Here is a 24634-nt window from a genome sequence, read left to right on the forward strand (position 1 = left end):
TTGCTAAAAATAGACCAAACCAAACTATGAATGTTATAATTATTGAAGACGAAAAGCCAGCTGCAAGACGGTTAAGTAGAATGTTAGCTGAATTAGATATAGAAGTTCAACAAATGTTGCACTCAGTAGAAGAGTCGATTAACTGGTTTCAAAATAATTCTCATCCTGATTTAATTTTTTTAGATATTCAACTTTCAGATGGATTATCATTTGAAATTTTTGAAGAAGTTACTGTAAAATCAGCTATCATTTTTACAACGGCTTATGATGAGTATGCATTAAAAGCATTCAAGTTAAATTCTATAGACTATTTGTTAAAACCAATAGATGAAGATGAGTTAACAATAGCAGTAAATAAATTTAAAGAGCATCAACCTATACAAAGTAATATACAGGTTAATATAGATGACATTCGTAAGTTGTTGATTAACCCAGTTGATAGAAAATATAAAAAGCGATTTACTATAAAAGTGGGACAGCACTTAAAAATTATCAATACAGAAGATGTTGAATGTTTTTACTCAGAAAATAAAGCAACTTACATACATACAAATGCTAATAGAAATTATTTAATAGATAACTCTTTAGAATATTGGCAAGAAGAGTTAGACCCCGAGCAATTTTTTAGGGTAAATAGAACATTTATAGTACACATAAATGCGATAAAAGATATTGTTTCTTATACCAACTCACGCTTACAATTAAAGTTGCAATCTTACGATGATACTGAAATAATTGTAAGCAGAGAGCGAGTTAAAGATTTTAAGTGCTTTATTGAGTAAGTATTTTTCTAAAAGAATCAATTTTAACTTTAGCTTCAGGATGTATATTATTTCCGTTTTTAGTAAACCAAGCATGAGTACTACCAAAGTAGTTCATGCCTAAATATTTTGCACTTTCAATAAAAGGCATTTCAAAGCCATCTCTAAGATCGTTGTCACCAGAATTACTAATCATAGCCATATTTTTACCTCGTAACTGTCTTCCTAAATCTTTTTTATAATGTAACAAGTCTGACAATCTATCAAAAAATATTTTCAGCGTAGCACTCATACTATACCAATATACAGGGGTGGCAAATATTAGTGTATTGTATTTACTAACAATTTCTTCTATAAGAGGGATAAAATCATCATCAGAATTGCTAAAATCATATTCAAATACACCAATTTTTTTTATTTTTAAATCGATAAAATCAAAAGACTCATTGCTGTTGAGGTAATTAACCACTTTGTTTGTGTTTCCTACACTTTTAGAACTTGCTTGTATAATAACTGTTTTATTCATTCTGTCATTTATTTGGAAGTAAAGCTCAAAAAAATAAATAAAAGAATATCTTGGATTTAATTGTAATATTTGATAATAACCAAGAAAAAATCAATAGAAGAAGTCTATATTTTTGTACTTTTATGCTACAAAAAAAGCGGATGAACACAAATGCCTACATATTTTCTAAAAAAAGGAAGTTAAATGAATTTTCTACTAAAGAAGTTGTTGATAATGCTAAGAAGAAGCTGAAAAAATCAAGAAAAAAAATTAGTGATTTACAAGACACAATGTATGCAGAAGGTAAGTATAGTGTTTTATTGTGTTTACAAGGAATGGATACAGCCGGTAAAGATAGTTTAATTCGAGAAGTTTTTAAAGATGTTAATGCACGTGGAGTAGTAGTGCATAGCTTTAAAGTACCAACAGAATTAGAATTAAAACATGATTTTTTATGGCGTCATTATATAGCCTTGCCTGCTAAAGGAAAAATAGGAGTTTTTAATCGTACACATTATGAGAATGTTTTGGTAACAAGAGTGCATCCAGAGTATGTTTTTGCCGAAAATATTCCCACAGTAAATAACGTTGATGATTTAAATGATACTTTTTATCATGATAGAATGGAGCGTATTAATCAGTTTGAAAGGCATATATCTGAAAACGGAACAATTATTTTAAAGTTTTTTTTAAATATATCTAAAGAAGAACAGAAAAACAGGTTATTACGTAGGTTAAACATTCCAGAAAAAAACTGGAAATTTTCTGCGGGTGATTTAGAAGAACGAAAGTTATGGGATAAATATCAAGAGTGTTATGAAGATATGTTGTTGAGAACATCAACAAATTATGCTCCTTGGTATGTAATACCTGCAGATGATAAACCTACAGCACGTTACATTGTAGCAAAAACATTAGAAAAAGAATTAGAAAAATATAATTTTAAAGAGCCTACACTGCCAAAGAAAGTGTTAGACCAAATAGATGAATTTAAAAAAGAATTAACGAACGAATAATATATAGAAAAGACAATAATAGATAATATATGTAAAGTAAATAAAATATTGTCTTTAAGCACTACAAAAAATGAATTTAAATTTAACAAAACCAATCGTATTTTTTGATTTAGAAACAACAGGAATAAACATTGCTAAAGATAGAGTAGTTGAGATATCTATTTTAAAAGTGTTTCCTAATGGAAATAAAGAAAGTAAAACATGGTTGGTAAACCCAGAAATAGAAATACCCAAAGAAGCTTCAGAAATTCACGGAATTACAAACGAAAAAGTAGTTACTGAGCCAACTTTTAAAGAATTAGCACCGCAAATTAATGAGTTAATAGGTGATGCAGATTTAGCAGGATTTAACTCTAATCGATTTGATATTCCTTTATTAGCAGAAGAGCTGCTGCGAGCAGGAATTGATTTTAATATGAATAATAGAAAAGCAGTTGATGTACAAACTATTTTTCATAAAAAAGAACAGCGAACACTAAGTGCTGGATATCAATTTTATTGTGGAAAAGAGTTAGTAGGAGCGCATGGAGCAGAAGCGGATACAAAGGCAACCTATGAAATTTTATTAGCACAGGTTGAAAAATATGAAGATTTAGAAAACTCAGTAGAAGCATTGAGTGAATTTTCAACCCACGGAAAAAGAGCAGATTTTGCAGGGTTTATTTTATTTAATGATAAAGATCAAGAAATTTTTTCTTTTGGAAAGTATAAGGGAAGAACTGTTGAAGAAGTATTTAAAGAAAACCCAGGATACAATGCTTGGATTCAGAATGCTGATTTTCCTTTGTACACAAAAAAGGTTTTAAAAGAAATAAAAGAACGAATGTCGGTACCTAAAAGTACAATGACAGATGAAGAAAAGTTACAAGCCTTACAGCAAAAATTTAATTTAAGATAATCTTTAACATCTATTTTTAGTAATTATCTCAGTTGTTCTTTAATTTAGATAATACGAAACAAATACAGTAAAAATGTTTACAGAATATAAAAAACTACCTCAAAACTCAAGAGTTTGGGTGTATCAATCAGATAGAGAGTTTACACAAGAAGAAATAGAATTAATCAGTGCAAAAGCATTGCTTTTTATTGATAATTGGACGCGTCATGGAGACGATTTAAAAGGGTCATTTACTATTAAGTACAATCAATTTTTGGTGTTGGGTGTAGATGAGAACTTTAATAATGTTTCAGGATGCTCAATAGATGCTTCTGTACGTTTTATTCAAGAGTTAGAAAAAGAGTTAGAATTAGATTTAATGGATAAAATGAATATTTCTTTTAAAGATGGAGATAATATTAATATCGTAAAACTACCAGAGTTCCAAAATTTTGCCAAAGAACAAAAAATAACCGCTAAAACGGTTGTTTTTAATAATATGGTAAATACTAAAGAAGATTTTGAAACAAAATGGGAAGTGCCAGCAAACCAGAGTTGGCATGCACGATTTTTGGTATAACTATTCATTCTATAAAAAAAGATGTAAAGCCTTACATGTTTTTGTAAGGCTTGTTAAGGGATAATATATGAAAAGAAAAGTATTAACATTACTAACGTTTGTTTTTATACAAATAATTCAAGCCCAAGTCCAAGGAGTAAACCCTTTATTGGCAAAAGATTCTATAACACAAAATGTATGGGTAGATAGTATCATGAAAACTATGTCTGTTGATGAAAAAATAGGACAGTTGTTTATGATACAAGCATATTCAAATAAAGATAAAAAACACGAAGATTTTATTTCTAATATGGTTACAAAATACCATGTAGGAAATATTATTTTTATGCAAGGAACACCTGATAAACAAGTAGTTTTAAACAATAAATATCAAGAATTAGCAAAAATACCTTTAATGGTTGGTTTTGATGGCGAATGGGGCTTGGATATGCGTTTGAAAAACACGTATCGTTTTCCTTGGAACATGACATTAGGGGCTATTCAGGACACGGTTTTACTTCAGGAAGTAGGTAAAAGAATTGGAGAACACTGTAAACGAGTTGGAATTCATATAAATTTTGCTCCAGTTGTAGATATAAACACTAATCCTGATAACCCAATTATAGGAAACCGTTCTTTTGGAGAAGATAAAGAAAATGTAGCAGAAAAATCAATAGCATTTACCAAAGGAATGCAAGAGGTAGGAGTGTTAGCGAATGCAAAACACTTTCCAGGACACGGAGATACAGAAGCAGATTCTCACCATACGTTACCAACAATTAATTTTAGTAAGCAACGACTAGATTCAATAGAGTTATATCCATTCAAAAAAATATTTAAAGCAGGTGTAGGAAGTGTAATGACAGCGCACTTGAGTATTCCAGCTTTAGAAACGAATCCAAAATTACCATCATCATTATCAAAAAGTATTGTAACCAATCTGTTACAAGATCAGTTAGGCTTTAAAGGGTTGATTATCACGGATGGATTGAATATGAAAGGAGCTGCAAATTATTCAACACCAGCAGAAATAGACTTAGCAGCAATTTTGGCAGGAAACGATATGTTGTTGATTCCTCAAGATGTCCCTGAATCAATTAGGTTGATTAAGAAAGCCCTATTGGAAGGAAAATTAACAGAAGAGCGATTAAATCATTCAGTTAAAAAGATTTTAAAGGCAAAATACTTAGTAGGGTTAAACAAGTATAAGCCTATTACTACAGAAAATGTTGTAAAAGATATAAATACCCCTTATGATGAGGTTTTACATCGTAAATTGATAAAAAACGCTATTACAGTTCTAAAAAATGAAGGAGGAATTTTACCAATTAACAACCTTAAGGATAAAAAAGTAGCTTACATTTCTTTAGGAAGTGATACTGGATCAGATTTCTATGAAATGCTTAAAAACTATACGAAAGTAGATAAGGTTTCTGATAAGCATTTAAGTGTATTGAACAAGAAGTTAGAAAAGTACAATCTTATAGTTATAGGTTTTCATAAATCAAATAAAAACCCTTGGAAAGGTTACAAGTTTTCTAATAAAGACCTTGTATGGTTACAAGAAATAGCAAGGAACCATAAAGTTATTTTAGATGTTTTTACTAGTCCATATAGTCTACTTCAAGTTCCTTCTTTTACTAACATAGAAGGAGTTGTAATGTCATATCAAAATAGTAAGTTAGCTCAAGAGCTATCAGCGCAAGCCCTTTTTGGAGCTTTTAATTTAAAAGGAAAGTTGCCAGTATCTATAAAAAATGAGTTTAAAGCTGGGGATGGATTATTGGTAGATGGGTTGGATGTGTTACAATACACAATTCCTGAAGAAGCTGGAGTTTCTTCAGAAAAACTTTCAATTATTGATAAAAGAATTGATACAATTTTACAAGAAAAGATGGCTCCAGGTGGACAAATTTTAGTAGCCAAAGATGGAAAAGTAATTTATAATAAAAGTTTTGGTTATCATACCTTAGCAAAAAATAAACCAGTTAGGAATTCAGATATTTACGATTTAGCTTCTTTAACTAAAATTTTAGCTTCGTTACCCATGATAATGAAAGCAGAAGAAGAAAGAAAAATTAGTTTATTTTCAAACTTGGGAGATGTATTACCAAGGTATAGTAAATCGAATAAAGACACTTTGTTATTAAAAGAAGTATTATCCCATTATGGACGTTTACGTGCTTGGATTCCATTTTATTTGCATACTAAAGACAGTGTAACAGGAAAAAATTCTACACAGTTTTATAGAAAAAACCGAACTTCAAGGTTTAGTATAAAAGTAGCAAGAAATTTATACTTAGCTAAAGAATATAAAGATTCAATTTATAAACAAATAGTTGATTCTGAACAACGAAAAAGAGTAGGATATAAGTATAGTGATTTAGGCTACTATATTTTTAAAGAAATTATAGAAAGAAAATATAAAAGACCTTTAAATAAACTGGTTGAAGAACAGTTTTATCAACCTATTGGGGCAGATAGAATGACATACTTACCTTTAAATAAGTTTACTAAAGATGAAATTGTACCCACAGAAAGAGACAATTATTTTAGACATCAATTAGTTCATGGTTATGTTCACGACATGGGAGCAGCTATGTTAGGTGGAGTAGGAGGGCATGCAGGGTTGTTTGCAAATGCAAATGATGTAGCTAAAATTATGCAAATGTTTTTACAGGATGGATCTTATGGAGGAAAGAAGTACTTAGAGCCAGAAACAGTGCATAAGTTTAATAAACGCTATTATGAAAACAAAAGAGTACGTAGAGGGTTAGGTTTTGATAAACCACAATTAAACCCCAAAGTAAAAGCAACTTGTGGCTGTGTTTCGGATGTGAGTTTTGGACATAGTGGTTTTACTGGAACGTATACTTGGGCAGACCCAGCAACAGGTGTCGTGTATGTGTTTTTATCAAACAGAATTTATCCAACAATGAGAAATTATGGTTTAGTAAAAAGTAATATACGTACCAAAATTCAACAAGATATTCAAGATGCTATTTTGATGGTGGAGTAGGTGATAATTTGGTATATAAAAGAATAAGTAAAAAGGAAGTTAAAAAGTAGATTAAAGCTATTTTCCAACCCCAAAATATAGATATTATCCAACTTTGTATACAATAAAAGGAAGGAAATAAAATAGCGTTTACACCAAACCTAAAGGTGTCTATAAACTCTATTTCATCGATTTTTCTACTTAAAAATTTCCAAATTGAATATGGAACTAAACTATTTAAAACAATTAAAAAGAATAAAGGGAGAGCGTAGTTAATACTACGCTTTTTTTGTACAAATACCTTTTTATTTCTTATAAGACTGTTTACTTCATCAACTTTAGTAAAATCTACTTGAGCATTATTTAAATTAGCTAAGGTAGTTTCATAACTTTCATTTTGTTCTATATGAACAGATAAGTTTTCTAATTGATTTGAAACAAGCTCTTTTATATGTTTTACAGATTTATTTATGTTTTGTTTGTCGTAATAATCGTTAGCCAAAATTGGAGAACCAAAATGGATAGCAGTTTTTGAAGGGTAGCTAGATACGTTTTGATATGTAATTCCTACTGGAATAATATTTATTCGAGTGTCAGGGAAATTATCTAAAGTTTTAAAAATAATTCTTGTAAAGCCTTTACTAAGTGGTCTAATAGCTCTGTCTTTTTTGTGTGTTCCTTCAGGAAAGATTAGTAAAGTTTTATTATTTTTTAAAAGAAGCTGACATTTATTAAAAATTTCTTCATTCTTACTAAGTTGTTGTACACCGTCTCTAATACGATAAATAGGCATCATTCCAAGCGAGTTGAAAAACTTAGCAATAATAGGGTTGTTAAATACAGCTGCACGCACTAAAAAGTTTGTTCTCCTTTTTATATGTGTAGCTATAAGTATAGGGTCAATTAAGCCATTTGGGTGATTAGCTGTAAAGATTACGGCTTCTTTTTTGGGAATATGCTCACTTCCAATAATCGTTGTCTTTTTAGAGTAAAAGAATAAGCCAGTTTTTACAAAAGCTTTAAAAAAGTAGTACAACAGTGTTTTCATGTATTATTTATTTCTTCCCCAGTAAGTAGCTAACATTATTCCTGAAAAAATATCCCAAACACCCCAAAACGCAGCAAGAAGGGCCATTCCTCCTAGGCCATCAAAAAAACTAAAAATAAGTAGTAACCCTAAACCACCATTTTGTATTCCTGTTTCCATAGAAATAGTTTTAGAGTCCTTTTTATTTAATTTAAAAGATTTAGCAGTTACATAACCTATAATAAACGCATAAATATTATGAAATATTACAAGAAATAAAACTAGATGTATATAGTCTTTAAAAACATCAGCGTTATCATAAAGGGCTATTACAATTAATGAAAGGAAAAAGAAAATAGAAAATGGACGTAAAAGTTTATTGATTTTTTTAGCCATTTCATGATGATAGTGATTAACTAACATTCCTAAAACTATCGGAATTCCTAAAATAAGAAGGACAAGTTTAAAAAGTTCAAAAGGGTTTAAGGAAACACTTTTTAAAATTTCGTTAGTAGGCCCGTATAAACTACCCCATAATTGTAAGTTTAACGGGGTCATTACTAAACAAATTATCGTTGAAAATGCTGTTAAACTAACAGATAATGCAGCGTTACCTTTTGCCATTTTACTAAAAAAGTTAGAAACATTTCCTCCAGGGCAAGCAGCAATCATAATCATGCCTAAAGCAAAACTAGGGTATGGGTTAATAATATTGATAAGGATAAAGGTTAAAAAAGGAAGTAAAATAAACTGAGATAATAATCCAACAAATAATATTTTAGGTTCATTAATAAGTCTTTTAAAATCCTCTACCTTCATATCTAAAGCAATACCAAACATAATGATAGCTAGAGCAACATTAAGCATCCATAAAGCTTCAGTATCAAAATTAATCTTAATACTATCAATTTGTAAAGTGTTAATGTTTAAAGGCATATTCTATTATGTTAGCCCCCATTTGTAGAGCTTTTGTTCTAATTTCTTTTGGATTGTTATGTACGGCAGTATCTTCCCATCCATCACTTAAATCACTTTCGTAATCATAAAAAACTATAAGTCTACCTTCATAGAACAAACCAAAACCTTGAGGAGGTTTTTTATCATGTTCGTGAATTTTTGGCAAGCCTTTAGGAAAGGAAAAAGTTTGATGATAAATAGGGTGATTGCTGGGAATTTCTTGAAGTTGTAATTCAGGAAAAACTTTTTTTAATTCTCTTCGTATGTATTTATCAAGACCATAATTATCTGATACATGTAAAAAGCCTCCTGAAATAAGATAACTTCTTAGTATTGAAATTTCATTATTTGTAAATAAAATATTACCATGTCCGGTTATGAAAACTATTGGGTAGTCAAAGATAGTTTCGTCGTCTAGCGTAATGTTTTGTATGTTTTTGTCAATCTGGGTTTTCGTGTTTTGATTAGTGAATTTTACAAGGTTAGGTAAAGCTGTAGGATTTGCATACCAATCACCACCTCCTTTATATTGTATAACAGCTATTTCTTGAGAAAAAATATTTTGACTTAATAGAAAAATAAAAAGCAGGGTGAGGTTTTTCATGAATTAACTTGAATTTAAAAGCAATATAGTAAAACAACAATAAAAAAACACTAACAAATTTGTTATCGCCTTCTTTTCTTTAAAAAAAATAATTCTTTTGAATATGAAAGCTAATTAATAAAGTATTATGTAGTTCTTAAATAAAAAAAAACACCAATAATAAATATTGATGTTTTTAAGCTATAGCTTCCTCTTCTTCGTAATTGAGAAATAAATTACACCTCAATAAATTTTTTAGAAATTTCACATTATAAATTGAAAACCCCTTCAACTATTTTCAATTACTAATTTTTTAATTTCTCATCACAAATATAGCTCAAGAATAAAATATGGGGGTTCGAAAACGTCCATTTTGGATGTTTTCGAACTGTCTTTTTATAAAAAGATTATAAAATTAATTTAAAACAATTACAGATAAGTTTTTAAATTGAACAGGTGTATAACCTGTATGCTTTTTAAAAACGGTATAAAACGTAGATTTAGAGTTGAATCCAGATTCCAAGCCTATTGAAGTTATTGTATAGTCAGCATAATCAGAATCAACTAAAAGAGTCTTAGCAAAATTTACTCTCATTTCATTTAAGTAATCAGTAAAAGACTTTTTAGCAACACTATTTATAATAAGAGAAAGAGTACTAGAACTTAGTTTAGTATCTTTTGATAAGTCTTGTAAAGTATATTTATTTAATAAATATTTCTTTTTTGATCTAATAAATTGGTCTATTTCATTAAACTGTTCTTGTTGTTTGTCTATTTGGTTTTGAGAAAAACATTTATTTGTGTTTAAATTAATTAAATCTATACCAAAGTCATCATTTAAATCAATTAAAAGAGATTCTCTAATTTTTTTACGCTCTTTTAATACACGAATTTGTCTTAAACCTTGATAACCTAACCAGTAAATTAAAACAGTAGTGTAAACTCTTAAAGGGTAATAAGAGAATAAGAAACCGGTAAAGTTCATTTTTACTTTAATAATTAAGGCTAAAATCCAAAGAGCATATCCAATTGAAGTTAAAATAAAAAAAGTATAAATCCATCTAAGATTATCAAACGATAAAATTTTAGGAAAGAGCTTTTCTTTCTTATATAAAATATAAAATGAATAAAAAAAAATACTTAACGAAGTAGTTAAGCTAAATATTTCCTCGATGGAGGTATACCGTTCATAAGTATAATTTAAATACTCTCTTGAAGCAGAATCACTGTAATATAGAACAAAGCTAATTTGGCTAATTATAAGAATAAAAAAAACAGGAATAATTAATTTTAATATTTTGTACGACTTTTCAGCAAGGTTTAGGTAGTGAATTAAAAACATATACAAAAAAGGCATTGCTAAAAAATGCCAAGGTATTTGTACATAATCTAAAGCAAACTTATGCTGAAATAATTCTTTTTCTAAAACCCAAGATTGAATATTGTTTAGAGAAATTGCCAAAATTAAAAGGTTTAAGTATATCATACTTTTTTCTCGTCCATTTTTAGAACAAAAAAGTATTATACTAAAAGCAAAACCATGAATGGCACTAATTAACAAAAAGAGATTAAAAAAATCTGCTGTAGTCAAAATAAAACACTTTAAAAGAGCTAAATATACGAAAAATGAATTATTGATGTAAATAGGATATACTTTGAACTACATTTAAGCCTGCGGTTTCTGTTCTAAGTCTATTCTTTCCTAAAGAAATAGGGATGAATTTCTTGTTTAATGACTCTTGTATTTCTTCAGGAGAAAAATCACCTTCGGGTCCAATAAGCACTGTATATTTTGATGTTAGAGAAGCAACGTTTTTTAAAAACTTTTTTTCAGTATCATTTTCACAATGAGCAATAAAAATTTCTTCTGAAAAATCATTTTTTATGAAGTCAGAAAAATTTATTGGAGGGTTAAGTTTAGGCAATGTAAATTGTAGTGATTGTTTCATTGCAGATTGTATAATTCTTTCTAAACGGTCAACTTTTACAACTTTTCTTTCTGAGTTTTTACAAATAATAGGGGTTATTTCATCAATACCAATTTCTGTAGCTTTTTCTAAAAACCATTCTAAGCGATCGTTGTTTTTCGTAGGTGCTATAGCTACGTGTAAATAATAATCTCTTGTACTAGGTTTTTCTTCGTATTTAATAATTTTGGCAATACACTTTTTATCATTTCCAATAATTATTTCAGCAAAAAATAGGATACCATTTCCATTGGTGATATGTAATATGTCCCCTTCTTTTTTCCGTAAAACACGAATTATATGACGACTTTCATCTTTGTTGAAAGTAATTTCTTTTGAAGTGATTAATAAATCCGGATTATAAAAAAGTTGCATTATAAATCGAGTTTGTATGTTCTTCTTCTTTTGTGAATTTTAGGACTAAAATCTTTCCAAATTTGATGAATTGCATGATTTTCTTCAAGTTCAGGGGTTCTAATACAGTTTTGAATTCCTTTAGCCAAAAATATAGGATGAAATTGCTCAAAAATAATGGCTGTAACTCCTTTGTTTTGATATTCGGGATCAACTCCAATTAAATAAAAAGTAACATCTTTAGAGTTTTTTCTTGCATTCAACAAGTGGAAAATTCCGAAAGGAAAAAGTTTTCCTTTTGCTTTTTGTAAAGCTTTAGAAAAAGAAGGCATAACAATAGCAAATGCGACTAGTTTATGATTTTCGTCAACAACAAATTTTATATACTCAGGGTTTATAAAGCTTATATATTTCTTTTTAAAATAAGCTATTTGAGCATCTGAAATAGGCACATAAGTTGATAGTTTGGAATATGTTTTACTAAACAAGTTAAACATTTCATCAACATAAGGCATAATTTTATCTGTAGAAGTAAAGTTTAAAGGAGTTAAGTTGTATCTCCTTTGAATTATATTACTAGCCTTTCTATATTTCTTAATATCAACGTTACTGAAAGAGAATATACTTTCGATGTATTCTTTTTCTTTTGTAAACCCTAAATACTCTAGGTGTTTCGCATAATAAGGATGATTGTACCATGTAATCATAGTTCCAATGTGGTCAAACCCTTCAATAAGAACTCCTGTTTTATCTAAATTATTAAAACCAACAGGACCTTCTATGTATTCTAAGTTATTTTCGCGACCTATTTCAGCAACTTTATTTAGTAAAGCTTTAGATACTTCAATATTATCAATAACATCAAACCAGCCAAAACGTATTTTTTTTATATGCTGCTTTTCTACTTCATAAGAATTGATAATAGCTACAACTCTACCAACTATTTCATTGTTTTTTAATGCTAAGAAAAAACGAGCTTTGGCATGTTCAAAAACAGGATTTTTATTTTTGTCAAAGCTTTCAATTTCATCCTTAATAATAGGAGGAACCCAGTACTTATTGTTTTTATAAAGAGAAAAAGGAAACTTAACAAATTGTTTCATTCCCTTTTTGGTAGTTATTTCTTTAATTTGAATCATTTTACAAATTTAAGGCTTTTAATTATCCTCCTTTTCTTTTTCCTTTTCTTTCTCTTGTTGTTCTTCTTTTTTAATTTCTTCTTCTAGCTTTTTTATTTCTTTTTCAAGCTTTAAACGTTCTTTTTCTTTACGCTTAGCCTCTTTTTCTTCTTCTTTTTTAATTTGTTTCTCAAGTTTTAAGCGTTCTTTTTCTTTACGCCTCGCTTCTTTTTCGGCTTTCTTCTTAGCTTTTTTAGCAGCTTTTCTTTCTTCTTTAGCTGTTTTTTTCTTTTGTTTTTTATCTTCTTTAACAATCATATCAACCAAAGATCCTTGGCGCTCTCTCTTAGGTTTTTCGTTTAAAAACTCTCCATTACCTGAGTCATTCTCTAAATCAACTTTTCTCTTCTCTTTTTTAGAAAATAGTTTTCCTACTTTACTAAACATTCGACCAAAGAAATTCCTATTCTCGTCATACTTAACAGGTTTTTCTTCTTCAATCTTGTTTCCAAATTCATCTATTTCAACAAAATCGTCTTTATGTCTATTAAGTCTATATGATACTCCTAAAGAACTATATATACCAATTTCATCTTGTTGTAAGTTTGTCCTTAAAGAAGCATTGAACTGTAAGTTTTCACTAAAAAGATAGGCGGCACCTGCTCCTATATTAGTTTTTTTCTCATATTCTTCAAAAATACCTTGTATTTCAGCAAAACCAGACCAATAATCATTAAAGTTATAGGTACCCGTTACTATGTAAGAAAGTTGAGAAAAATCAGTTCCAATATAATCATAATGTAGGTTAGTAATTACATTTAATTTGTCAGAAAATTCATTTTGTAATAAAATACCAACTTTAGGACTAAACCCACCTCTTTCATGATAATCAGTTAAAAAACTTCCAATATTTATACCAGCAGAAACACCAATGTGTGGTATCCACCTTTTCCAGTCGAAAGAATGTCTTTTTTTCCAACTTCTTATTTCTTTGCTCTTATCATCATATTTAGGAGCATAAATCAGATATTTTGCACCTAGACTAAATTGACTTAACCCTGTTTTATTATATGATGACTCAAAAATGTTTTTAAATGCTATTTTATCTCTTTGTAAAGAAGTATTAAAGTTTACTTCTAATTTTTCAGAAATAAAGCTGGTTCTAAAAAACAAGTTTAATCCTAAGGCTTCAGGATTGCTAAAAGTAGGTGTAGCATTCATTTTTCTATAAAAAATACTTGTTTCGAACTGATAAACACCCGAGCCAACACTATAAGGGCTTTCAGAAAAACCTGGCTTATTTGAATTTATAACAGGTGTATATTGCGCGTTAGTAGTTAGAATAGAGCAAAAAACAAAAAGGATAAGAAGTTTCTTAATCATATAATAAATCCAAATTTTCAGGTTGTACAAACATACGTAAAAATACAATTACCTATATAATATAAGTTTTGTAAACTCTTAACGCTTCCTTTTGCTTCAAATTGTTATTTTTGATTGATTTTTTTATTTTAAGAAAAAGATGACATATTTAAATGAAGCTGGACCTGTGAATTTTTTAAAAACCATATTAATTATTCTGTTAGTTTATTACGTTATTAAGTTTTTAGCGAAACTTTTTGGACCATACTTAATAAAAAAAGCAGTAGACAAAGTACAAAAGAAAGCTGAACAACAGTATAGAAACCAACAACAAGCATCTGATGTTGAAGTAGGAAAAACTGTTATTGATAAAAAGCCAAGTAATTCTAAAGAAAGTAATAATTCTGTTGGCGAGTACGTTGACTATGAAGAAATAGACTAACCATGAACTTAAAGAAATTTTTACCGTTTGCAATAGCAATTATTGTTTTTGCAATAGCATCTGTATTGTATTTTAACCCGGTTTTAAGCGGAAAACAAATTAAACAAAGTGACATTACTCAGTTTATAGGAATGTCAAAAGATGTAAAAGAATATAGAGCTGAAAAAGGAGAAGAGCCTTATTGGTTAGATAATGCTTTTAGTGGAATGCCAGCATATCAGGTAAGTGCTTATTATCCGAATGACTTTGTACGTTATATTGATAAAGTTATTCGGTTTTTACCTAGACCTGCGGATTATCTTTTCTTATATTTTTTAAGTTTTTTCTTATTATTAACTGCCTTAAAAGTTGATTGGAAACTAGCTGTTTTAGGAAGTTTGTCCTTTGGGTTTTCTACCTATCTGATAATTATTTTTGGAGCAGGACACAATGCGAAAGCACATGCTATAGGTTATATGCCAATGGTGATTGCAGGAGTAATTTATATTTTTAGAAAACGATATTTACTTGGGTTTATTTTAACGGCTTTAGCAATGGCTTTAGAAGTTTATTCAAATCATCCACAGATGACTTATTATTTAGGATTTTGTTTGTTGATTTTGGTAATTGTTGAAGGTGTTGAAGCTTTTAAATCGAGAACATTACCTGTGTTTTTTAAACAATCAGCTATTTTGGTTGCAGCAATGTTAATTGGTATTGGAGCTAATTCTACCAGACTGTTAGCAATGAAAGAATATGCTGATTATAGTACGAGAGGAAAATCAGAACTAACAATTAACCCTGATGGAACATCAAAAGAAAAGTCTACTGGGTTAGATAAGGAGTATATAACTGAATATAGCTATGGAATAGCCGAAACATTTAACTTGATGATTCCTCGTTTTATGGGAGGAGGAACAGTTGAAGAGTTGGGAGAAGACTCAAACTTTTATCAAGTTTTAGAGCAAAATGCTGGTAAAAGTGTAGCAAAAGAATATTCTAGTCAAGTGTTAACTTATTGGGGAAAGCAACCTATTGTTGAAGCACCAGCTTATATTGGTGTGATAGTTTTTTTCTTATTCTTTTTAGGAATTTTTCTAGTAAAAGGACGATTAAAATATTGGTTGGTTGCAGCTACCATTTTTTCGATCGTATTAAGTTGGGGTAAAAACTTTTCTATAATAACTGATTTCTTTATTGACTATATACCTTTATATAATAAATTTAGAGCAGTTTCGTCTATTCAAGTAATAGCAGAATTATGTGTTCCTTTGTTAGGAATTCTGGCATTAAAAGAATTTTTCTCTTCTGAGAATTCTTCCGAAGAAAAAGAAAATGCAGTAAAGAAAGCTTTTTACATTGTTGGAGGAATTTCTTTGCTATTCTTACTGTTTGGATCTAGTTTGTTCGCTTTTGAAGGATTACGTGATGCACAATATCAGCAACTTCCAGAGTTAATTGATGCTTTAATTGCAGATAGAAAATCAATGTTATTTAACGATAGTTTACGTTCTCTTTTATTGGTTTTAGTTGTTGCAGGAATGTTGTGGTTTTATTTGAAAGGAAAATTGAAGCAAGTACCTATGTTAATTGTATTGGGAGGATTGATAATTTTTGATTTGGTCTCAATAGATGCTAACTATGTTAATAAGGAAGATTTTACTTCAGCTAGAAGAGTGCAAAAACCATTTACAGCAACAAAAGCTGATACAGAAATTTTAAAAGATAAAGGGCATTACAGAGTTGTTAATTTTAGCGTAAGTCCTATGCAAGATGGTAGAACTTCTTATTTCCACAATTCGATAGGAGGGTACCATGCTGCCAAGATGAAACGTTATCAAGAGTTGTTTGATTATCAAATAGCTAAAAATAATATGGAAGTGCTAAATATGTTAAATACTAAGTACTTTATTATTAGCGATGAACAATTTCAAGAGAATCCAGAAGCTAATGGGAATGCATGGTTTGTAAACTCATTAAAAAAAGTATCTTCAGCAAATGAAGAAATTATAGCGTTAGATAGTTTGAATACTAAATCAGAAGCAGTTATTAACTCAAGCGAGTTTAATGTAAAAGCTGATGTATTTCAAAAAGATTCAATTGCTACCATTAATCTTGTGAAGAAAGATCTTACTGAATTGATATACGAAGCAAGTACAACTTCAGAACAATTTGCTGTATTTTCTGAAATCTATTACAAAGATGGATGGAACGCTTATATTGATGGAGAAAGTGTGCCATATTATAGAGTAAACTATGTTTTAAGAGGAATAGAAGTTCCTGCAGGAAAACATAAAATAACTTTTAAATATGAGCCTTCAGTAATTAAAACAGGAAGTTCATTGTCTTTAATTTGTTATGCTTTACTCCTTATAATACCTATTGGTTGGTTTGTTATAAAAAAGAAGAAGAACTAATTTTCAAGGTCTTTTAAAAATACAGAAGGGGTTACACCAATATGTTTTTTAAAGGCTCTTGTAAAAGCAGATGCGTTGGTATAACCTATTTCTTCAGCAATGGCTTGAATGGAATATTTTCTAAAGTTTTTGTCTGTCTTTAATTTTTGTACTACATAGTTAATTTTAAGCTTAGTACAGTATTGTTTAAAAGACTCTTCGTAATACTTATTAAAAACAAAAGAAATATAAGTAGTATTGGTATTTAGTTTTTCAGCAATGTAGTTAACTGAAAAATCAGGTTTTAAAAAATCTAAACTATTAGCAATATTCCTAAATTCATTAAGAATTTTAGCTTCTAAGATTTCATCAATATTGTATTCTTTTTTTTCTATTTCTGTCGTTTTATTATTGCTTATTACAGATATAAGTTTCTTCTTCTTATCTTTTTCTTTTTTAAATAAATAAAAAGTAATAACGAAAAAAGTTAATAATAAAATAATAAAAGAAATAATGAGATTACGCTGTTTTTCTGCTTCTCTTTGTTCTATAGTTTTTTTAAGCTTTTGAGCTTGAGCAAAATTATTGTTGTAAAAAAGATTGAAAGTTTTGTCTTTAGTATCTTTTGTTAAATGATGTTGTTCTAAAGTAAGTTTAGAATACTTGTAAGCGCTATCCAGTTTATTTAAATTATTATATTCTTTTGAGAGAATGTCGTAAATAGTAATAAGTTTACTCCTTTCACATTTTTTATAATTCATTAATAATTTATTAGAATGGTAAATAGCGGAATCAGAATTTTTTAAGTTGTGAAAACAAATGGCTTTTAGGTAATATTCTTTGTTAAAATAAGAATAACCATTACTTATATTTTTATAATTATTAATTAAATCAATAGCTTTAGAAAATTCTTTTTTAGCCATTAAAACTTTAGTTTTTCTTAAGTAATAATATATTTTAGAGTCTTTATGTTGAGGAGTAAATTGTTGTGTTAATTTATAAGCTTTGTCAAAGTAATAGTCAGCAGAATCCAGGAGAATGGTATTTGGGTTTTTATTGTTAATTAAAATATATGTGTTTCCAAGGCAATTAAAAGAGTTAGCTTTCCATTGAAGAAAAAAATTGTTTTTTTGAAAATCTTTAAGAACAGTTTTTTTTGATTCCGAAATAGCTTTTAGTAGTATACTTTTAGCTTTTTCTTGCATGTTAAGTTTATTTTTTATTACAGCTTTACTAAGAACAAGTCCCAATTTATTTCTAATCCATTTTTGATCTTTTATAGGATGATTAATTATTTCTTTTTCATACTTAATAAGTATAGAGTAAGCTTCTTCGTACTTTTCTTGATTTTTTTTTATCCAAAAAAGCCTATTTAAAGAAGCAATTTTTCTATCAATAAGACAAGTCAAGTTATTATTTTGGAGTAAAGAATCAATTTGTGTTATTACCTTATTAGAAGAAGTTGCAGCTTCATCGTATCTTTTTAATCTATAAAGTCCATAAATTTTATCAGTAGCAGCTTCTATTTTTGTACAAATATTGTTAGAATTTTCTAACTTATCACAATAAAAGAACAAGCTATCAGTATTAATGTTTTTATAAAAGTCAATCTTACTTCGGTTTATAGAATCTAAATATATTGTTTGTGATACTGTATTTAATGAAAAAAATAAAGTAATTAATGTTATAAGTATAAACCTAATCATTAGAATAGTTTAAGTAATTAAGAATTCTTTTTCTCAAATAACCTCATAAAAAGCTCTCAAATATACATTAATTTAACTGTGCTTTTTATAAAATACGGGATATAATATTTTATTTTTAAATAAAACAATAATATGTTTGCATTAAACAAAACGTACTAGATAAGTACAAGTTGCTATGGAAAATTAATATTTTATAAAAGCGAAAGATTAATCTTTCGCTTTTATGTTTTTTGTATAATATTTAATTAAACTCAATTAAAAGGTTTATTACACGAAATGATAAAATAGTAATACATTTGTGTTAAAATAAATTTCATGTATTTTAAACTACCAAAGAAAAGATATAACCATACACTTCAGTTTTTACAAAAACATCTTACAGCTCCTGCTACAATACTAGATTTAGGAGTGCGTAACCCGTTTTCTGAAATTATGGAAGAAAATGGATATACAGTTTATAATACAAATGGGGAAGATTTAGATTTATTACCCCAAATTGTAAAAGATTATAATGTAGATGCAGTAACGGCTTTTGAGATTTTTGAACATTTATTAGCACCATTTAACGTGTTAAGAGAAATTGAAGCACAAAAAATAATAACCACTGTTCCTTTAAAGTTATGGTTTGCAAGTGCGTACAGAAGCAAAACAGATATGTGGGATAGACATTATCATGAGTTTGAAGACTGGCAGTATGATTGGTTATTAGAAAAATCAGGTTGGAATATTGTTGATACTGAAAAATGGACAAGTCCAATAAACAAGTTGGGTATAAGACCTGTTTTAAGAAAATATACACCTAGGTATTATGCTGTATATGCTGAGAAAGAGAGAAAGGGATGAAGATAGGAATGGTTTTAGATAAGGCGTTTCCTCCTGACCCTAGAGTACATAATGAAGCAATAGAATTAATAAAATCTGGACATGAGGTTTTTTTATTTTGTTTAACTTATGGTAATGAGCCAACATCAGAACTTGTAGGTAAAATAAAAGTAAAAAGATATGAGTCAAATAAGTTAGAGTATAAGTTATCTGCTTTGGCTTATACTCTCCCACTATATTCTCTTTCACTAAAGAAAAAGATAATCCATTTTCTTAATAAATATGAAATAGAGGCTATTCATATACATGATATGGTTGTAGCTGAAGCTGTAATGTTAGCCAATAAAAAGAAGCAGCTCCCGGTTGTATTAGATTTACATGAAAATAGGCCTGAGATAATGAGGTTTTATCCTCATTTAAAAAAGTTTCCGCAAAATATTTTAATATCAACAAACAAATGGAAGCAAAAAGAAGAAGAGCTTATTAAGAAAGCTAGTAAAGTAATAGTTGTTACTCAAGAAGCAAAAGAGGAAGTATATAAGAGAACAAAAATAAAATCTGATAAAGTTATTGTTGTTCCTAATACAGTAAGAAAATCATTTTTTGAAAAGCAAGATAATTTAGAAGAAAGCTCAAAAAGAGATACTTTTAACTTACTATATATAGGAGATACAGGAGAGAGAAGGGGAGTAGCTACAGCAATTAAAAGTTTACCAGCATTAAAAAAGGAAATAGAGAATATTCGATTAGTAATTGTAGGAAGTCTAAACACTAAATTAAAAAAGTTATCTGAAGAATTAAAAGTTGAAGAACAAGTATGTTTTGAAGGGTGGCAAGAAGAAACTACATTTCCTAAGTATATAAAACAGAGTAGTGTTTGTTTGTCTCCTTTACACAGAAATTTACATCACGATACTACACATGCTAATAAATTATTCCAGTACATGAGTTTAAGGAAACCTTTGTTGGTAAGCGATGCAACAGCTCAAAAAAACATAGTAGAAAAAGTAAATGCCGGATTGATACATGAAGCAAAAAATGTAGAAGATTTTACTGATAAAGTACTGAGGTTATATAAAGATGAGCTGCTGAGAAAAGAATTAGGAAAAAACGGAGAAGTTTTTATTCAAAATGAATTTACATGGGATAAAACCTCAAAAGAATTAATAAACCTATACAATAGTTTAATTTGAAAGTATTAATAATTACATACTATTGGGTGCCGGCAGGAGGTTCAGGTATACAAAGATGGTTGAAGTTTGTAAAATATTTACGAAATTTTAATATTGAACCAATAGTTTACACAGTTGAAGATGCTAAATATCCGATAGTTGATACAACATTAAAAAAAGATCTTCCTGAAAATTTAACGGTTTTAAGAAACTCAATTTGGGAACCTAATGACTTGTTATCTGTTTTCAAGAAAAAAGAAACGAAAACAAGTGCTGGTTTTTTAGATCCTAATCCAAGTTTAATAGGTCAGGTAATGCAATATGTTCGAGCTAATTATTTCATTCCTGATGCAAGAAGGTTTTGGGTAAAGCCTTCAGTTAATAAGCTAAAAAAATATTTAAAAGAAAATACTATTGATGCTATTATAACTACTGGACCACCACATAGCTTGCATTTAATCGGATTAAAGCTTAAAAAAGAATTAGGATTGAAGTGGGTAGCAGACTTCCGTGACCCTTGGACAGATATTGATTATTTTCATCAATTACCACTCACGCAAAAATCAAAAGCAACACATCATCAATTGGAGCAGGAAGTGTTAAGATATGCCAATGCGGTATTAGTTGTAGGTAAAACTATGAAAAAGAATTATGAAAAATTTTCTAATAATATTCATGTTATTACTAATGGTTTTGATGCAGAAGAAAGTAGAGAAACAAATGTAATACTAGATAAAAAGTTTTCAATTACGCATATAGGTTTGATGAATGATGATAGGAATCCTGAAGTTTTATGGAAAGCATTATCAGAGTTATGTAAAGAAGATAAAGAGTTTACAGAAGATTTAGAAATTAAACTAATAGGGAAAATAGCGAAAGGAGTTAAAAAATCTTTAGAAACACATCAATTTAAAAATATTACAAAAATTACTTATCTACCTCATAAAAAAGCACAACAACAACAACAAACATCACAAGTTTTATTGTTAGCAGTAAATAAAGTACCAAGTGCTAAAGGAATTATTACAGGTAAAATATTTGAATATTTACAAGCAAAACGCCCTATCTTAGCAGTGGGTCCAGAAGATGGTGATTTAGCAGAAATACTTGCTAAAACTAACTCAGGAACTATTGTTGGTTTTGATGATGTAGTAAAAATGAAAAAAGAAATTAAACTTCTTTATAATCAATATAAGAAAGGGATTTTAGAGGTTAATTCTAAAAACATAGAGCAATATCATCGGAAAAAGTTAACAGAGAAATTATCCATAGTATTAAAACAAGTCGTTAATTCTTGAAAAAAATAATAACCATATTAGGAGCACGTCCACAGTTTGTAAAAGGAGCTGTATTAAGCAGAGTGATTCAAAAGCATAATGAAGTAGAAGAAATAATAGTTCATACAGGGCAACATTTTGATGCTAACATGAGTGCTGTTTTTTTTGAAGAAATGCAAATACCTAACCCCAAATATAATTTAAATATCAATGGTTTAAGTCATGGTGCTATGACGGGGCAAATGTTAGAAAAAATAGAAGAAGTTTTAGTATTAGAAAAGCCAGATGCAGTTGTTGTATATGGAGATACAAATTCGACGTTAGCAGGAGCTTTAGCAGCTAAAAAACTACATATAAAAGTAGTACATATTGAAGCGGGCTTGCGTTCATTCAATATGCAAATGCCTGAAGAAATAAATCGTATTTTAACAGATAGAATAGGAAACCTACTAAGTTGTCCAACAGATACTGCTGTATCAAACCTGAGAAATGAAGGTTTTGATAGTTTTGATATTTTGATAGAAAAGCATGGTGATATCATGAAAGATGCTGTAGAGTTTTATAATCAAGTTTCCGAAGAGAAGTCAACTATTATTAAAGACTTAGGTTTAGAGAAAAAAGAGTTTGTGTTAGCAACAATTCATCGTCAAGAAAATACTGATGAAAAAGAGAGATTAGCTAATATTTTTGAAGCTCTTGAAAAAATTAATGTTTCTAAAAAAGTAGTATTGCCATTGCATCCAAGGACAAAAAAAATGTTAGAAAAGTACAAATTAAAGTCTAATATAACCTTTATTGAACCTGTAGGGTATTTTTCTATGTTAGAGTTATTAAAAAATTGTGCTCTTGTTATAACTGATAGTGGAGGTTTACAAAAAGAGGCTTTCTTTAATAAGAAGTTTTGTGTTATAGCAAGAGAAGAAACAGAATGGAAAGAGTTAGTAAGTAATGGTTATGCAGCTATAACAGGAGCTAATTCAGGAAAAATAATTAATTATTTTCAACAGTTTTTAGCTACATCAAAAGATTTTAAAGAGCCGTTATATGGAGATAATGTTGGAGAAAAAATATATCAATCAATATTAAAATTAATAAAAGAATAAATTGGGAATTGTATTTAAACAATCGTTCAGGAATACTCTAATAATCTATTTAGGATTTTTGATTGGAGGTGTTAATACTGTGGTGTTATATACACGATTTTTAGGAGATGAGTATTATGGATTAGCAACCTATGTTTTTTCGGCTTCAAACTTAATTATGCCTGTTACAGCCTTTGGAGTTCACTTTACAATTATCAAGTTTTTTTCTGGATATACTTCAAAAGTAGAAAAAGATAAATTTTTAAGTTCTATAATTTTTTTACCATTATTTATAGCGATTCCAATAGGATACTTTTGGAACTTCTTTCATAATTGGATTATGAGTTATGTAGTAGAAAATGGTAGTGGAGGCAACCTCATAATTGAAGATTATACTATTTATATTTATATAATCGCTGTTGCATGTGCTTATTTTGAAGTGTTTTATTCTTGGGCAAGAGTACAAATGCAATCGGTTTTTGGGAATATTTTAAAGGAATTATACAATAGAGTAGCTGTGATGGTTTTACTTTTTGCTGTGTATTTTAACTTTATAACAAAAGAAGAGTTTTTAGTATATATGTCAATAGCTTACATATTAAGAGTACTCTTAATGATGGGGTATGCTTTTCGTCTATATACACCAAAATTTACCTTCAGTTTACCAAACAACTTTAAAGAAGTTTTACGATACACTTTTTATATCATTTTAGCAGGTAGTGCAGGAGCTATTATCTTAGATATAGACAAAGTAATGATACCAGGGAAAGAAGGTTTTGCTACAGCTGCATATTATACGGTAGCTGTGTTTATAGGATCATTTATAGAGGCACCAAGTAGGGCAATGGGGCAAATTTTACAGCCATTAACCTCTAAGGCTCTTAATGAAGATAACCCAAAAGAAACAGAAAGTTTATATAAGAAGAGTTCTATTAATTTATTGTTGATTGGCGGGCTGTTTTTTGTCTTAGTAAATTGTAATGTGGAGGAGTTATTCAGGTTGATGCCGAATAAAAATTATGGAAAAGAAGGAGTATTAGTAGTATTATTGATTTCGTCTGCAAAGTTATTTTTAATGTCATTAGGTAGTAATGGTGCTATTATAAGTAATTCTAAATTTTATCGTATTACGTTACCTGTAGGTTTAGGAATGGCCTTTTCTGTATATTTTTTAAATAGTTACTTTTTTAATGATTTAGAAATGGGAACAAAAGGGTTGGCACTAGCAACACTTATTACAGTTTTGGTGTTTAATACCTTTAAACTATGGTTTGTAAAAGAAAAGTTTAATATGACCCCTTTTACTAATAAAACATTTTTAATGATTCTTATTGTCTTAATTATGTTTTTAGGGTTTAACTTTTGGAATTTTTCAATACCTAAGTTTTATCTTTTTGATTTTCCAATTCACCCAATAGTAAACATTGTTTTAAAGAGTATATTAATTATAGTAATTTATGTCTTTGTCGTAGTAAAATTATCTATTTCTGAACAGATTAACAATCTAGCCAAAAGGTATATAAAGTAAAAAGACCTGCACACAAAGGGAACAAGTCTTTTCTTAATAATAAGGGGGAAATGAAACATTAAAAAAGGGGGAAATGCTTCGGTGGCAAATATATATAAAATAACTAAATAACCTCTTAGTTTATGTTAAAAAATAAAGAAATACTA

At 28.8% G+C, this 24634-nt stretch carries 21 protein-coding genes; 12 read left to right on the forward strand and 9 right to left on the reverse strand.

Annotated features, from left to right (window positions below):
• The first annotated feature begins 26 nt into the window (after positions 1-26).
• On the forward strand, positions 27-782 hold the full coding sequence (locus ABMY20_RS08040; RefSeq protein ID WP_349265039.1) for a LytTR family DNA-binding domain-containing protein: 756 nt from the start codon (positions 27-29) through the stop codon (positions 780-782).
• Here the strand turns inward: ABMY20_RS08040 and ABMY20_RS08045 are convergent.
• Entirely contained in the window at positions 772-1287 is a 516-nt protein-coding gene (locus ABMY20_RS08045; RefSeq protein ID WP_349265040.1) for an NAD(P)H-dependent oxidoreductase, read from the reverse strand. The two genes, ABMY20_RS08040 and ABMY20_RS08045, sit on opposite strands and share 11 nt — an antisense overlap.
• Positions 1288-1427: 140 nt before the next feature.
• Between ABMY20_RS08045 and ABMY20_RS08050 the strand changes: the two genes are divergently transcribed.
• From ABMY20_RS08050 to ABMY20_RS08065, 4 genes are all read left to right on the forward strand, one after another.
• Complete coding sequence (locus ABMY20_RS08050) at positions 1428-2282, forward strand: phosphate--nucleotide phosphotransferase (RefSeq protein WP_047789645.1); 855 nt, start codon at positions 1428-1430, stop codon at positions 2280-2282.
• Between the two features lie 70 nt (positions 2283-2352).
• Complete coding sequence (locus ABMY20_RS08055; protein ID WP_349265041.1) at positions 2353-3180, forward strand: exonuclease domain-containing protein; 828 nt, start codon at positions 2353-2355, stop codon at positions 3178-3180.
• 73 nt (positions 3181-3253) lie between these two features.
• Complete coding sequence (locus ABMY20_RS08060) at positions 3254-3739, forward strand: ABC transporter ATPase (RefSeq protein WP_159490688.1); 486 nt, start codon at positions 3254-3256, stop codon at positions 3737-3739.
• Between the two features lie 67 nt (positions 3740-3806).
• Positions 3807-6737, forward strand: coding sequence for a glycoside hydrolase family 3 N-terminal domain-containing protein (locus ABMY20_RS08065; protein WP_349265042.1), 2931 nt, complete (start codon positions 3807-3809; stop codon positions 6735-6737).
• On the opposite strand, the gene ABMY20_RS08070 is transcribed toward ABMY20_RS08065, so the two are convergent.
• The 7 genes from ABMY20_RS08070 to ABMY20_RS08100 all read right to left on the reverse strand — a co-directional run bounded on the left by ABMY20_RS08070 (position 6718) and on the right by ABMY20_RS08100 (position 14105).
• Positions 6718-7764 (reverse strand): 1-acyl-sn-glycerol-3-phosphate acyltransferase, encoded by a 1047-nt coding sequence (locus tag ABMY20_RS08070; protein ID WP_349265043.1) that lies wholly within the window; start codon positions 7762-7764, stop codon positions 6718-6720. The two genes, ABMY20_RS08065 and ABMY20_RS08070, sit on opposite strands and share 20 nt — an antisense overlap.
• Positions 7765-7767: 3 nt before the next feature.
• On the reverse strand, positions 7768-8679 hold the full coding sequence (locus tag ABMY20_RS08075) for a bile acid:sodium symporter family protein (RefSeq protein WP_349265044.1): 912 nt from the start codon (positions 8677-8679) through the stop codon (positions 7768-7770).
• Positions 8663-9304: a DUF4159 domain-containing protein gene (locus tag ABMY20_RS08080; protein ID WP_159615504.1), complete on the reverse strand. Its 642-nt coding sequence runs from the start codon at positions 9302-9304 to the stop codon at positions 8663-8665. The genes ABMY20_RS08075 and ABMY20_RS08080 overlap by 17 nt, the downstream gene beginning before the upstream one ends.
• Positions 9305-9698: 394 nt before the next feature.
• On the reverse strand, positions 9699-10769 hold the full coding sequence (locus ABMY20_RS08085) for a helix-turn-helix domain-containing protein (protein WP_349265045.1): 1071 nt from the start codon (positions 10767-10769) through the stop codon (positions 9699-9701).
• Between the two features lie 145 nt (positions 10770-10914).
• Positions 10915-11625: a 16S rRNA (uracil(1498)-N(3))-methyltransferase gene (locus ABMY20_RS08090; RefSeq protein ID WP_047789653.1), complete on the reverse strand. Its 711-nt coding sequence runs from the start codon at positions 11623-11625 to the stop codon at positions 10915-10917.
• Complete coding sequence (locus ABMY20_RS08095) at positions 11625-12743, reverse strand: GTP cyclohydrolase (protein WP_239178832.1); 1119 nt, start codon at positions 12741-12743, stop codon at positions 11625-11627. Before ABMY20_RS08095 ends, ABMY20_RS08090 begins: the two co-directional genes overlap by 1 nt.
• A gap of 18 nt (positions 12744-12761) precedes the next feature.
• On the reverse strand, positions 12762-14105 hold the full coding sequence (locus ABMY20_RS08100; protein WP_349265046.1) for a transporter: 1344 nt from the start codon (positions 14103-14105) through the stop codon (positions 12762-12764).
• A gap of 139 nt (positions 14106-14244) precedes the next feature.
• Between ABMY20_RS08100 and ABMY20_RS08105 the strand changes: the two genes are divergently transcribed.
• Both ABMY20_RS08105 and ABMY20_RS08110 read left to right on the forward strand, forming a co-directional pair.
• The gene (locus ABMY20_RS08105; RefSeq protein ID WP_047789655.1) at positions 14245-14526 is read left to right on the forward strand and encodes a DUF4834 family protein; all 282 of its coding nucleotides are present in this window, start codon (positions 14245-14247) and stop codon (positions 14524-14526) included.
• A 2-nt stretch (positions 14527-14528) separates the two neighbouring features.
• Positions 14529-16922, forward strand: a complete 2394-nt coding sequence (locus tag ABMY20_RS08110) for a YfhO family protein (RefSeq protein ID WP_349265047.1) — start codon at positions 14529-14531, stop codon at positions 16920-16922.
• Here the strand turns inward: ABMY20_RS08110 and ABMY20_RS08115 are convergent.
• Entirely contained in the window at positions 16919-18607 is a 1689-nt protein-coding gene (locus ABMY20_RS08115) for a helix-turn-helix domain-containing protein (protein ID WP_349265048.1), read from the reverse strand. The genes ABMY20_RS08110 and ABMY20_RS08115 overlap by 4 nt on opposite strands.
• A gap of 315 nt (positions 18608-18922) precedes the next feature.
• Here ABMY20_RS08115 and ABMY20_RS08120 point away from each other — a divergent pair, with 315 nt between their 5' ends.
• The 5 genes from ABMY20_RS08120 to ABMY20_RS08140 are packed head-to-tail and all read left to right on the forward strand — an operon-like array spanning position 18923 to position 24488.
• Positions 18923-19450 carry a methyltransferase gene (locus ABMY20_RS08120; protein WP_047789658.1) on the forward strand — a complete coding sequence of 176 codons (528 nt, stop codon included), beginning with the start codon at positions 18923-18925 and terminating at the stop codon, positions 19448-19450.
• On the forward strand, positions 19447-20622 hold the full coding sequence (locus ABMY20_RS08125; RefSeq protein ID WP_349265049.1) for a glycosyltransferase family 4 protein: 1176 nt from the start codon (positions 19447-19449) through the stop codon (positions 20620-20622). The genes ABMY20_RS08120 and ABMY20_RS08125 overlap by 4 nt, the downstream gene beginning before the upstream one ends.
• Complete coding sequence (locus ABMY20_RS08130) at positions 20619-21899, forward strand: glycosyltransferase (RefSeq protein WP_349265050.1); 1281 nt, start codon at positions 20619-20621, stop codon at positions 21897-21899. Before ABMY20_RS08125 ends, ABMY20_RS08130 begins: the two co-directional genes overlap by 4 nt.
• Entirely contained in the window at positions 21896-22981 is a 1086-nt protein-coding gene (gene wecB, locus ABMY20_RS08135; protein WP_173361191.1) for a UDP-N-acetylglucosamine 2-epimerase (non-hydrolyzing), read from the forward strand. The genes ABMY20_RS08130 and wecB overlap by 4 nt, the downstream gene beginning before the upstream one ends.
• Before the next feature lies 1 nt (position 22982).
• The gene (locus ABMY20_RS08140) at positions 22983-24488 is read left to right on the forward strand and encodes an oligosaccharide flippase family protein (protein ID WP_173361190.1); all 1506 of its coding nucleotides are present in this window, start codon (positions 22983-22985) and stop codon (positions 24486-24488) included.
• Positions 24489-24634 lie beyond the last annotated feature (146 nt).

It is taken from the genome of Tenacibaculum sp. SSH1-16, assembly GCF_040104435.1.
In the GTDB taxonomy this organism is placed as follows: Bacteria; Bacteroidota; Bacteroidia; order Flavobacteriales; family Flavobacteriaceae; genus Polaribacter; species Polaribacter mesophilus.